Genomic DNA, 12885 nt, shown 5'->3' with positions numbered 1-12885 from the left:
GCAGGAAAAGCGCGAAACAGCCCCTCCTGAGGTAACGATTTGGTCGTGTTACACGCTTGTAACGTCAACGACATTGTCCAGCGCACGTGCAGCGGATAACTTGACTCAACGGCAGCCCCTGGAGCTGCCACTCTTCTGACAAGCAAGGAGTACCATGAGCGTCTTTTCGAAGGCCACGGCCGCTCGCTCCCGCCCACGTTCCATCGTTCTCGGTGGTATCGCACTGATCGGAGCCAGCGCGCTGGTCCTGAGCGGTTGCGCCTCGAGTGGTAGCGGCGACAGCGGCAGCAGCAGCAAGCCTGCTGGCGACCTGACCCTGAAGCTCGGCACGGCGTTGCCGCAGACCGGTAACCTCGCGTTCCTCGGCCCGCCCGAGGAGGCCGGTGTCGGTCTCGCGGTCAAGGAGGTCAACGACGCCGACCTCGGCATCAAGATCGACCTGACGCTCGGCGACTCGGGTGACTCCGACAACAAGGCGTACGCGACCGAGGTCCCCCGTCTGCTCTCAGAGGGCGTCACCGCCATCATCGGTGCAGCGTCCTCGGGTGTGTCGAAGCTCTTCATCGACGAAGTCACCGGCGCAGGCGTCATCCAGTTCTCCCCGGCGAACACCTCCGCGGACTTCACCACGTGGGACGACAACGGTCTCTACTGGCGGACGGCGCCGTCCGACGTGCTGCAGGGCGAGGTCCTCGGGAACCTGATCGCGGAGGACGGCAACGCCACCCTCGGCATCATCTACCTGAACGACTCGTACGGCACCGGCCTCGCGAAGTTCACCAAGGAGGCGTTCGAGAGCGCCGGCGGTGAAGTGGTCGCCGAGCAGTCCTACAACACGGGTGACACCTCGTTCGACGCGCAGATCAGCGCGGTCAAGGCGGAGAACCCCGACGCGATCGCGATCATCGCGTTCGAGGAGACCAAGACGATCGTCCCCGGTCTCGCCGGCTTCCCGTCGGACAAGCTCTACTTCGTCGACGGCAACCTCGCCGACTACAGCGCGGACTTCGCTCCGGGCACGCTGACGGGCGCCAAGGGCACGCTGCCCGGTCTCGACACCGCGAAGCTCGGTGACTTCACCGACCGCCTCCAGTCGTTCGTGAAGGACGAGGGTGGCGAGCCGCTGAAGGACTACAGCTACGCGGCTGAATCCTACGACGCCGTCATCCTGCTCGCCCTCGCGGCGCTGCAGGCCGGCTCGACCGAGGGCGCCGACATGGCGGCCGAGCTCCAGTCCGTGTCCGGTGGCAAGGACAAGGGCGAGAAGGTGACCACCTTCGAAGAGGGTGCGAAGGCCATCGCCGACGGCAAGAAGATCGACTACGACGGCAACTCCGGTCCGATCACGTTCGACGAGAACGGCGACCCGACCGAGGCGACCATCGGTATCTACCAGTACGGTGACGACAACAAGTACACCCGCACCAACTAGTCGCCCACGCGACTGACGAGGCCCCGGAGCGATCCGGGGCCTCCGTCGTGTCCGGCAGCTGTAGATGCCCCCCCGCGTGTGCTGTGCCGTGTGTGGTGGCGCCAGCGCGGTGCGCTGACGCGAGCGCGTGTCCAGCGCGTGAGCGCGGGTCTCCGGAGACCCGCGCTCACGCGTCTGCGACGCGCTCACGCCGATTCCGAGCCCATGCGGCACAGCGGGGCGCGCTCACGCCGGCGCACCGCGCTGACAGCGACCAGTCGGACGCCCGGGTCAACGGAACGGGCGTTGCAGCCCCGCGCGCTCGAGCTTCGCGGCGAGCCGACTCGGATGGACCAGGTCCTCCCAGGTGGCGCGGACGACGGTGTAGCCGAGCGCGCGCAGACGGTCCTCCCGATGCTTCTCCGCCAGGACGATGTCGGCCACGTCCCGTCCCTGCGTGAACTCCTCCCGCACATACTTCTGTCGGCCGTCGAGTTCGAGGATGATGCGCTCGTCCGGCCAGACCGCATCGACCACGCCGACCGGTCCGTCTGCGTCGGAGAAGGCCTGCTGCAGCACCGGCAGGGCGAAACCAAGCCGCGCGATCACGACCCGCATCTTCGATTCACCACCGTTCGCGGCGAGCGGGTCCGCGAACTCGATCGCAAAGCGCACCTGGCGTCCTCCCCGTCGGCCCGGCAGGTCTCGTGCGAGCGAGCGGAGCGCCGTCTCGTCGGTGAGCTTGAGCCGGAGGGCAGCGTCGGCGACGGCGACGGCGTCCTCGAGGCGGGCGATCCGGGCGAGATCGACGACGGTCCGAGCCGGGTCCGTGACCGCGAGCCCGTACCGCATCCGTCGGGTGACGGAGCCCTGCGTGGTGTGACGGATGATGCCGGGGGCCGAACGCCCTCCGCGATCACCGCTCGTCAGCGTGTGCACCTCGGGAGGCCACGGACCCACGATCGGGAGTCCCCACAACCGCGCCGCCGAGTAGTGGCTGAACAATGCGTCCTTGCGGAGCGCAACGGCCGCCGCATCGATCCGGACCCGGTAGCGGTCATCGGGGGACAGGGAACTCCATATCGGTTCAGGGACGTAGATGCCCTTCCGCAGACGCACCAGGTCGCCGTCGCGGTGGGCGGCGCTCACCAGGCGCTCGGCACCGACCCGGCGCGCGTCGCGAACGAGCAGGAGTCCGTTCGGGCGGAGGAGCAGGTTGAGATCGAAGGATTCCATCGCCTCACCGTGCCCGTTCGACGCCGCCGGTAGCTCGTGTCGTGGAAGCGATGTGGAGAACTGCTCCCATCCAGCCTCCGGTGGAGCGAGGGTGGAGTGGCACCCAGCGCGGTGCGCTGACGCCAGCGCGGGTGGTCGGCCTCAGCGCGGGTCGCTGTGCTGCGGGGGCTGGGACTCGGCGTGAGCGCGGGTCCAGCGCGTGAGCGCGTGCCTCCGGAGACCCGCGCTCACGCGCCAGGACCGCGCTCGCGTCAGCGCACCGCGCTGGCGAAAGGGGGAGGGAGAATGCACAACTCCTCCGTCCCCGTCTCAGGAGGCCGTCTTGGTACGACGGTGCCCCTCGGGGGAGGGAGGAGTTGTGGTTCGTTCACCGGTCGGGATCCGGTGGCTTCTGGCTCGTCGCTCGGCACGCGGCCGGGACAAGCATGTTCGAGGGTACCGAAGTACCCGCCGACCCGCGAGTGGGGATCGCCCTGATCAGTCCTCGTCCTGGCCGAGCGTGCCCAGGTAGAGGCCGATCACCTTGTCATCCGAGAGGAGCTCGCGGCCCGTCCCGGTGTAGGCGTCACGACCCTGGTCGAGCACGTACCCGCGGTCGCAGATCTGCAGACAGCGACGTGCGTTCTGCTCCACCATGATCGTGGTGACGCCGGCCTTGTTGATGTCCGAGACCCGGATGAACGCGTCGTCCTGTCGGACCGGCGACAACCCAGCGGACGGCTCGTCGAGGAGCAGCACGTGCGGATCCATCATGAGGGCCCGCGACATCGCGACCATCTGGCGCTCACCACCCGACAGCGAACCGGCGCGCTGCTTGAGCCGCTTCCCGAGTTCACTGAAGATCCCGGTGACGAACTCGAGGCGCTCGTTGTACTGCTTCGGCTTCTGGAACAGCCCCATCTTGAGGTTGTCCTCGATGGTGAGGCTCGGGAACACGTTGTTCGTCTGCGGGACGAACCCGACGCCGCGCGCCACGAGCTTGTTCGCCCGCAGCCCCGTGATGTCCTCGCCGTTCAGCAGCACCTGTCCGCTGCGCACCTTCACCTGTCCGAAGATCGCCTTCAACAGCGTCGACTTCCCCGCACCGTTCGGTCCGATGATGCCGATGAGCTCGCCCTTCCGGGCGGTCAGGTTGGCACTGTTCAGGATGTTCACGCCGGGGAGGTACCCGGCGGTCAGATCGGTGACCTCCACGACCATCTCGGCGGTCTTGACCGCGGTGCCGCCGACCGGCGCACCCTTCACGTCGCTCATTTCCGCTCCTCCTCGGGCTCGGCACCAGCCGCGAGCCGTTCGTCCTCGATCTCGGCGAGCAGCTCCTCGGCCGCAGCGCTGTCCTCTCCGGCGATCCTGCCGGTCACGACCCCGAGGTCGACGTCCTGGTGGCTCCCGAGGTAGGCGTCGATGACGGCGGGGTCCTCCATGACGGTGTCGGGCGGACCCTCGGCGACGACACGGCCTTCGGCCATGACGACCACCCAGTCGGCGATGTGCCGGACCATCTGCATGTCGTGCTCGACGAACAGTACGGTCATCCCCTCGTCCTTCAACGCCAGGATGTGGTCGAGCAGGGACTGCGTGAGCGCCGGGTTGACGCCGGCCATCGGCTCGTCGAGCATGACGAGCTTCGGATCGCTCATGAGCGCCCGCGCCATCTCGAGGAGCTTCCGCTGCCCACCGGACAGGCTGGCCGCGTAGTCGTCGCGCTTCGTGTCGAGCTTGAAGCGACGCAGGAGGTCCATCGCCTTGACCTCGAGGTCCTCCTCCTGCTTCCGCCAGAGCGGCTTCACGAGGCTCGAGAAGATGCCCTCGCCGGTCTGGCCGGTCGCGCCGAGCTTCATGTTCTCGAGCACCGTGAGCAGGCCGAGCGCCTTCGTCAGCTGGAAGGTCCGGACCTGACCCATGCGGGCGACCTTGAACGCCGGGACGCCCCCGAGGCTCTTGCCGTCGAAATTCCACGTCCCGGTGTTCGGCTTGTCGAAGCCGGTCAGCAGGTTGAACAGCGTCGTCTTACCGGCGCCGTTCGGGCCGATGAGGGCGGTGATCGCGTTGCGGGGCACCTCCAGGTGCTCCACGTTCACCGCCTGCAGGCCGCCGAAGGTCCGGGTGACCTGGTCCGCGATGAGGATCGGGTCGACCTTCTTGACGCCCGGGACGATCTCGCCGACGTGGAGGCCGGTGGTCTTGACCGGTCGCGAGGTGGGTGAGCTGTTACTTGACAAAGGTCAGCTCCTTCTTGTTTCCGAGGATGCCTTGCGGCCTGAAGATGACGATCAGCATGAGCGCGACACCGACCAGCACGTAGCGGAGCGTCGACGCCTGCGTCGAGCTCATGAACGGCAGGACGTCCGCCTTCACGAGCGCCGGGAGGACGTTCGAGAGGAACGCCATGATCACCCAGAAGATCACCGAGCCGAGCAACGGCCCGAAGACCGTCGCGGCTCCACCGAGCAGGAGGATCGTCCAGATGAAGAAGGTGAGACTCGTGACGTACACGCTGGGCACGACCGCGGAGGGGAGCGCCAGCACCACCCCGCCGAGCGCTCCGAAGACGCCACCGACGACGAGCGCCTGCATCTTGTAGGCGAACACGTTCTTGCCGAGGGCGCGCACGGCGTCCTCGTCCTCGCGGATGCCCTTCAGCACGCGGCCCCAGGGGCTGCGCATGAGGAGGAACACGAGGAGGGCGGCGACGGCGAGCAGGAGGATACCGAAGATCCGGACCCACCACTGGTTCGCGTTGAGTTCCCAGGGCCCGAAGCCGTACGTGCCCGGCGGGATCGGGTTCGCGGCCCGGAAGCCCTCGTGGTAGTTGCCGAGTCCGTCGGCCGAGTTGGTGAACTCGTCGAAGACCTGCGTGGTGAAGAGGAGTCGGACGATCTCGGCCGCCGCGATGGTGACGATGGCCAGATAGTCGGCCCGCAGTCGCAGGGTCGGGATGCCGAGGATGAAGGCGAAGACCACCGAGGCCAGACAGCCGACGATGATGCCCGCCCACCACGGGAGGTTGAAGCTCAGGATCGAGATGGCGTAGCCGTAGGCGCCGAGCGCCATGAACCCCGCCATACCGAAGTTCAACAGACCGCCGTAGCCGAAGTGCACGGCCAAGCCGAGTGCTGCGAGCGCGTACGCGATCGTCTCCGGGCTGATGACCCAAGCGAGCGTGTTCGAGAGAATGCTTCCCCAGTCCATGCGCGTGCCCCTAACCGATTCTCTCGCGACGTCCGAGGATGCCCTGCGGTCTCACGAGGAGCACCGCGATGAGCACCACGAGGGCGCCGACGTACTTGATGTCAGACGGGATCCAGAGCGTCGAGACCTCGACGAGGATGCCGATAATGAGGGCGCCGACCATGGCGCCGAAGGCGGTTCCGAGCCCGCCGAGGGTGATGGCCGCGAAGATGAGCAGGAGCAGCTGCGCTCCCATGTCCCACTTGATGCCCGGTCGGAAGTACGCCCACAGGATGCCGGAGAGACCGGCGAGGGTCGCTGCGAGGATCCAGACGATGCGGACCACTCGGTCGACGTCGATGCCGCTGGCCGCGGCGAGGCTCGGGTTGTCCGAGATGGCTCGTGTCGCCTTGCCGGTCTTCGTCTTGATGAGCCACCAGGCCACGCCGAGGAGCACCACGACGCTGACCGCCATGCTGATCATGTCGGTGACGCTGAGTGAGACCGTGCCGAACAGCTTGATGTTCTCCTCTCCGGAACCGGGCAGCTGGAACGTCCCGCCGCCGATGAAGTAGAGGAACACGTAGCGGAGCGCCAGCGACAGGCCGATCGAGACGATCATGACCTGCACGATGCCGACGCCCTTGCGTCTCAAGGGTCTCCAGATGCCCGCGTCGAGCGCGAAGCCGAACGCGGCGCTCAGGGCGAGGGCGATGATGATGGCCAGCCAGATCGGCCATTGCAGGAACACCCCGAACACGAGCGCCATGATCGCGCCGAAGGTCACCATCTCCGCGTGGGCGAAGTTGCTGAGTCCGGTGGTGCCGAACACGAGGGAGGCTCCGATGGCGGCGAGGGCCAGCATGAGGCCGAAGTTCAGGCCGTTGACGAGTCGTTCGGCGAGTTGGTCCCAGAAGCTGACGGTGACGCGGACGCCCTCGCCGAGGAAGAAGTTCACGGACTTCGATTGGGTGAGACCGAACTCGGCCTCGATGGTCGAGCCGCCCTCGGCGACGATGACGCCCTTCGGGAGGGTCTCCTCGTCGAGCGTTACCTTGTACGTACCTTTCTCGGGGACGCCGATCTTCCACTTGCCGTCGGCGTCGGTGTCGACATCGGCCTTGTAGCCGTTGCCGTCGACCGTGATGTTCACGCCTTCGAGTGGTTTGTCGTCGTACTTGACGTTCCCAGCGAAGTAGAAGTCGTACTCCTCGCCCACCTCGTCAGCATGAGCCGGGACGGCGCTCATGACGGACGTGAGGGTGATGGCCCCGAACAACAGGGCGATGAGGAGCACGAATCTCCGTGCCAGTCTCGGGTTTCGGGTCGTTCCAGCGAACTTCACTGCACCTCCAGTGCCGGGCCACTTCCGTGGACCGTTCTCCTGCGTCGGACAACGCTGTTCGACGATAGAACCTGATTATTGCCTACATGTTTCGCCCGTGCGTATTTCTCCGCATCGATTTGTCGGGATCGTGGAATAGGGGTAGGCCCCGCTCGGTTACGATGGTGATACCGGCAGGTCTGCGTTTCTCCGGTGTGTTCGTGGCTATGAGAGGGATAAATGGACCAGCCTGATCCGTTCGGATTCGTAGGACTCACGTATGACGACGTGCTGCTGCTGCCCGGGCACACCGACGTCATCCCGAGCGAGGCGGAGACCTCGTCCCGCCTGACGAAGCGGATCACCGTGAACACGCCGCTGCTGTCGAGCGCGATGGACACCGTGACCGAGGCCCGCATGGCGATCGCGATGGCTCGCGAGGGCGGCATCGGCATCCTGCACCGCAACCTGTCGATCTCCGACCAGGCCGAACAGGTCGATCGCGTGAAGCGGAGCGAGTCGGGCATGATCACGAACCCGATCACCACCACGGCCGACGCCACCGTCGCCGAGGTCGACGAGCTGTGCGGCCAGTTCCGCATCTCGGGCCTCCCGGTCGTCGACGACAAGGGTGTGCTCGTCGGCATCATCACGAACCGCGACATGCGCTTCGTGTCTCCGTTCGAGAAGGCCACGACCCGCGTCAGCGAGGTCATGACGAGCACCGGTCTCGTGACCGCTCCCGTCGGCACCGACCGCAACGCGGTGATGGCGCTCCTCGCACAGCACCGCATCGAGAAGCTGCCCCTCATCGACGAGGCGGGCAAGCTCAAGGGCCTCATCACCGTCAAGGACTTCGACAAGAGCGAGAAGTACCCGCTGGCCACGAAGGACGACACCGGTCGTCTGCGGGTCGGTGCGGCCATCGGCTTCTTCGGCGACGCCTGGTCCCGTGCGGGCCAGCTGCTCGACGCCGGTGTCGACGTCATCGTGGTCGACACGGCCAACGGTGAGAGCGCCGGTGTGCTCGACATCATCCGCAAGCTCAAGGCCGACCCGGCGTTCGCCGGTGTCGACGTCATCGGCGGCAACGTCGCGACCCGCTCCGGCGCGCAGGCGCTCATCGAGGCCGGCGCGGATGCGATCAAGGTCGGCGTCGGTCCGGGTTCCATCTGCACCACGCGCGTCGTCGCGGGTGTCGGTGTCCCGCAGGTCACCGCGGTCTACGAGGCGTCGCTCGCGGCGCGCGAGGCGAACGTCCCGGTCATCGCCGATGGCGGTCTGCAGTACTCGGGCGACATCGCGAAGGCACTCGTCGCGGGTGCCGACACCGTCATGCTCGGCTCGCTCCTCGCCGGCACCGACGAGAGCCCCGGCGACCTCGTGTTCGTGGGTGGCAAGCAGTTCAAGAACTACCGCGGCATGGGATCGCTCGGAGCCATGCAGACGCGTGGCGAGAAGACCTCGTACTCGAAGGACCGCTACTTCCAGGCCGACGTCCCGAGCGACGACAAGCTGATCCCCGAGGGCATCGAGGGCCAGGTGCCCTACCGTGGCCCGGTATCGGCCGTCGCGTACCAGCTCATCGGCGGGCTGCGTCAGTCCATGTTCTACGTGGGCGCGCGCAACATCGGCGAGCTGAAGGCCAAGGGCAAGTTCGTCCGCATCACCTCCGCGGGCCTCAAGGAGTCGCACCCCCACGACGTGCAGATCGTCGTCGAGGCGCCGAACTACCGCAAGTAGGCACCCGCACGAACGCCGACGGTCCGGCAGGCTTCCGCCTGCCGGACCGTCGGCGTAGGTGTGGTCAGCGCATCCGACGTTTGTTCAGAGCGGTTAGCGTCGCCCACATGACCAGGGCGAAGCCTCCGATCCACAGGGCGTATAGCAGGTAGCCATCGAGGCCGAATCCCAAACGGACCGCCGTCGTGCCACAGATGACGATCCCGACAATGGTGCTGGCGAGGACTGATTGGCGGACGCGTAGAGGTCGCTTAGGAGGAACGTTGTGGGTCTCAGGGCTCATACGTAGACGCAGCGGCCTTGGTTGCCGCCGATGTAGATCTTCATCTCTCGTCCTCCTTGGCAGATGCCGTTCGTCGCGAGAGCGGTGGATGCGACTAAGAGGATGGCTCCGAGGACGACGCACAGCGCGGCACCGACCCCTGGGAGGAGGCACAACGCTCCTTGAAGGGCCATCGCGCCTCCACCGATGATGAGGCCTTGGTCGAAGGCATTGAACAGGACATAGATTCCGCCGGAGTCCTGCCCTCCGCCGAGACGCGTGTCGGAAGGGCCTTGTCCCACCGAGAAGCTGAACCCGTTCTCGAATACGAATGTCTCGATCGTGTCCTCACCTACCTGCTGTGTGGTGAACGGGACTTGTGCTGCCTTCAACTCCTCGACGGCCAGTCGAAGCTGTTCGGGAGTGATCTCGGGCTGAGCTGCTGTGCTCAGGGGCGTCGCGGTAACAGGTGGAGGAGCAGCGTTGGCTGTTACCGGCGCAGCGAGAGCGATGACGACAGCCAGGATTGTTCCGAGACTGAAGGCCCGTGAAGTGGTGAGCATGACTTGGTATCCCTTCTCTGATTGGTGCGCCGTGGTGCGAACCTGGTCGTTAATATAGATATTTCTGAATCAAACGTACAGAGTTTTGACGGGATCCGGTGTTCGTCCACCAGGCGACCGGTAGGCTGGTGCGGTGAGCATGGATATTGAGATCGGCCGGTCAAAGCGCGCACGGCGCGCCTACGCGTTCGACGACATCGCCGTCGTCCCGTCGCGGCGGACCCGCGACCCACAGGACGTCTCGGTGTCCTGGTCGATCGACGCCTACCAGTTCGAGATCCCGGTGCTCGCAGCACCGATGGACTCCGTCGTCTCGCCGACGACCGCGATCATGATGGGCCAGCTCGGCGGCGTCGGCGTCCTCGACCTCGAGGGCCTCTGGACGCGGTACGAAGACCCCGAGCCGCTGCTCGCCGAAATCCGGTCGTTGCCGGTCGGCCGCGCGACCGCGCGCATGCAGGAGATCTACTCGGAGCCCATCAAGCCCGAACTCGTCACAGCTCGGCTCGCCGAGATCCGCGCGGCCGGAGTCACCGTCGCCGCAGCCCTCTCGCCGCAGCGCACGCAGGAGCTCTACGAGACCGTCGTCGCCGCAGGGGTCGACCTCTTCGTCATCCGCGGCACCACCGTGTCCGCCGAGCACGTCTCCAAGAACCAGGAGCCGCTCAACCTCAAGAAGTTCATCTACGAACTCGACGTCCCCGTGATCGTCGGAGGCGCGGCCACCTACACCGCGGCCCTGCACCTCATGCGGACCGGCGCGGCCGGCGTCCTCGTCGGCTTCGGTGGCGGTGCCGCCTCCACCACGCGGGCCTCGCTCGGCATCCACGCCCCGATGGCGACCGCCGTGGCCGACGTCGCCGGCGCGCGTCGGGACTACCTCGACGAGTCCGGAGGCCGCTACGTGCACGTCATCGCCGACGGCGGTCTCGGGACCTCGGGCGACATCGTCAAGGCCGTCGCGATGGGTGCCGACGCCGTCATGCTCGGGACCGCGTTGGCCCGCGCCACGGACGCACCAGGCGGGGGCTGGCACTGGGGTGCCGAGGCGCACCACCTGCACCTGCCGCGCGGACGCCGTGTCGAGGTCGGCACCGTCGCCACCCTCGAGGAGATCCTCTACGGCCCGTCGCCTAAGTCGGACGGCACGGCCAACCTCATCGGCGCGCTCCGTCGCTCGATGGCCACCACCGGCTACTCCGACCTCAAGGAGTTCCAGCGGGTCGAGGTCGTCGTCGCGCCGTACCAGGGCGCCTAGCCCTGCCGGAAACGAGTCGCTTCCGCAAGCGGTTGTCGGGTCGCATCGCGCCGACTAGCCTCTGAGGCAGAGCCTCGTGGACGAGCACCTGCCTCCGGCAGGATCATCGCGAGGGCGGTTGCAGCGAGCGGAGTTCGACGATGGCCACCACCCACAACAACGTGTCACGTTCCACCAAGCTGGGGATGGAGGAGCGCGACGCCGCGATCGAAGCGTTGAAGTCGAAAGAGCTCGACATCCTCGTCGTCGGTGGTGGCATCGTGGGTACCGGTGCTGCGCTCGACGCCGTCACGCGCGGTCTGAGCACCGGTCTGCTCGAGGCGCGTGACTGGGCGAGCGGCACCTCGAGCCGGTCCTCGAAGCTCGTGCACGGCGGTATCCGCTACCTCGAACAGCTCGACTTCCGACTCGTCCGAGAGGCGCTCATCGAGCGCGGGTTGCTGCTGCAGCGCATCGCGCCGCACCTGGTGAAGCCTGTCCGGTTCCTGTACCCGCTCAACAAGCCGGTCTTCGAGCGCCTCTACATCGGCGCCGGCATGCTGCTCTACGACCTCTTCAGCTGGAGCGGCGGCCGTCCGCCCGGCGTCCCGCACCACCGGCACCTGTCCAAGCGTCAGGTCCTGACCTCGATCCCGAGTCTCAAGTCGGACGCGTTCGTCGGCGGACTCACCTACTACGACGCGCAGGTCGACGACGCCCGGTACGTCTCATCCCTCGCGCGGACGGCGTCGGCCTACGGCGCGCACGTCGCGAGCCGCGTGCGGGTCGAGGGCTTCATCAAGGTCGGTCAGCGCGTCGTGGGCGTCAAGGCGCACGACCTGCAGACCGACGAGCGCTTCGAGATCCGCGCCAAGCAGGTCGTCAACGCGACCGGTGTGTGGACCGACGACACGCAGTCGATGGTGGGGGAGCGGGGCCAGTTCAAGGTCCGCGCGTCGAAGGGAATCCACCTCGTCGTGCCGCGCGACCGCTTCCAATCGAACATGGGGCTCCTGCTGCGCACGGAGAAGAGCGTCCTCTTCGTCATCCCGTGGGGCCGACACTGGCTCATCGGCACGACCGACACGGACTGGCACCTCGACAAGGCGCATCCGGCGGCGACGGCGGCGGACATCGACTACCTGCTCGAGCACGTCAACAAGATCCTCGCCGTCCCGCTCACCCGTGAGGACGTCGAGGGCGTCTACGCCGGCCTCCGTCCGCTGCTGGCCGGCGAGTCGGAGCAGACGTCGAAGTTGTCACGCGAGCACCTGGTCGCGCACTCCGTCCCCGGACTGGTGGTCATCGCCGGTGGCAAGTGGACCACGTACCGGGTCATGGCGAAGGACGCGATCAACGCCGCGGTGGACGCGCTCGACGGCAAGATCCCGGCGAGCGCGACGGAGAACATCGCCCTCCTCGGAGCCGAGGGGTACCAGGCGGCCTGGAACAAGCGGGGCAAGATCGCGCGGGCCTTCGGGGTGCACACGGCGCGTATCGAGCACCTGCTGAACCGCTACGGCGTCCTGACGGACGAGCTGCTCGACCTCATCAAGGACGACCCGACGCTCGCCGAAGCACTGCCGGGAGCGGACGACTACATCGGGGCGGAGATCGTCTACGCGGCCTCCCATGAGGGCGCCCTCCATCTCGACGACGTCCTCGCCCGTCGGACGCGGATCTCCATCGAGGCCTGGGACCGCGGTGTCTCGGCGGCCCCGGTCGCGGCGAAGCTCATGGGTCGGGTCCTCGGGTGGGACGAGGAGCGCATCGAGAAGGAGGTCTCCTACTACCTGAAGCGCGTCGCCGCGGAGCGGGCGTCGCAGGAGCAGCCGAACGACGAAGCGGCGGACCGCGTGCGCCTGGAGGCACCGGACATCGTCCCGGGGGCCTGAACCGGCGGTGATCGCCCGCAGCGGAACGGCTGCGGGCGCCTCG

The 12885-nt window shown here is 67.0% G+C and carries 10 protein-coding genes; 4 read left to right on the top strand and 6 right to left on the bottom strand.

Annotated features, from left to right (window positions below):
• The first annotated feature begins 154 nt into the window (after positions 1-154).
• On the top strand, positions 155-1432 hold the full coding sequence (locus A4X17_RS16080; RefSeq protein WP_064296671.1) for an ABC transporter substrate-binding protein: 1278 nt from the start codon (positions 155-157) through the stop codon (positions 1430-1432).
• Between the two features lie 270 nt (positions 1433-1702).
• Here A4X17_RS16080 and A4X17_RS16075 read toward each other — a convergent pair whose 3' ends face one another.
• The 5 genes from A4X17_RS16075 to A4X17_RS16055 all read right to left on the bottom strand — a co-directional run bounded on the left by A4X17_RS16075 (position 1703) and on the right by A4X17_RS16055 (position 7067).
• Entirely contained in the window at positions 1703-2647 is a 945-nt protein-coding gene (locus tag A4X17_RS16075) for a hypothetical protein (protein ID WP_064296670.1), read from the bottom strand.
• Between the two features lie 477 nt (positions 2648-3124).
• Entirely contained in the window at positions 3125-3901 is a 777-nt protein-coding gene (locus tag A4X17_RS16070) for an ABC transporter ATP-binding protein (protein ID WP_064296669.1), read from the bottom strand.
• Entirely contained in the window at positions 3898-4869 is a 972-nt protein-coding gene (locus A4X17_RS16065; RefSeq protein ID WP_064296668.1) for an ABC transporter ATP-binding protein, read from the bottom strand. The genes A4X17_RS16070 and A4X17_RS16065 overlap by 4 nt, the downstream gene beginning before the upstream one ends.
• Positions 4859-5839, bottom strand: coding sequence for a branched-chain amino acid ABC transporter permease (locus tag A4X17_RS16060; RefSeq protein WP_064296667.1), 981 nt, complete (start codon positions 5837-5839; stop codon positions 4859-4861). The genes A4X17_RS16065 and A4X17_RS16060 overlap by 11 nt, the downstream gene beginning before the upstream one ends.
• 10 nt (positions 5840-5849) lie before the next feature.
• A complete protein-coding gene (locus tag A4X17_RS16055; RefSeq protein WP_064296746.1) occupies positions 5850-7067 on the bottom strand; it encodes a branched-chain amino acid ABC transporter permease in 1218 nt (405 codons plus the stop codon).
• A 315-nt stretch (positions 7068-7382) separates the two neighbouring features.
• Here A4X17_RS16055 and guaB point away from each other — a divergent pair, with 315 nt between their 5' ends.
• Entirely contained in the window at positions 7383-8885 is a 1503-nt protein-coding gene (guaB, locus tag A4X17_RS16050) for an IMP dehydrogenase (protein ID WP_064296666.1), read from the top strand.
• Positions 8886-9164: 279 nt separating this feature from the next.
• Here the strand turns inward: guaB and A4X17_RS16045 are convergent, their stop codons facing one another.
• Positions 9165-9710, bottom strand: a complete 546-nt coding sequence (locus A4X17_RS16045; RefSeq protein ID WP_157583570.1) for a hypothetical protein — start codon at positions 9708-9710, stop codon at positions 9165-9167.
• Between the two features lie 139 nt (positions 9711-9849).
• On the opposite strand from A4X17_RS16045, the gene A4X17_RS16040 reads away from it, so the two are divergent.
• Positions 9850-10968: a GuaB3 family IMP dehydrogenase-related protein gene (locus tag A4X17_RS16040; RefSeq protein ID WP_064296664.1), complete on the top strand. Its 1119-nt coding sequence runs from the start codon at positions 9850-9852 to the stop codon at positions 10966-10968.
• 140 nt (positions 10969-11108) lie between these two features.
• Positions 11109-12842, top strand: coding sequence for a glycerol-3-phosphate dehydrogenase/oxidase (locus A4X17_RS16035; protein WP_064296663.1), 1734 nt, complete (start codon positions 11109-11111; stop codon positions 12840-12842).
• The last annotated feature ends 43 nt before the right edge of the window (positions 12843-12885 follow it).

This window comes from Plantibacter sp. H53, from assembly GCF_001650455.1.
Lineage (GTDB): Bacteria > Actinomycetota > Actinomycetes > Actinomycetales > Microbacteriaceae > Plantibacter > Plantibacter flavus_A.
This window is presented reverse-complemented; position numbering and strand designations above follow the sequence as displayed.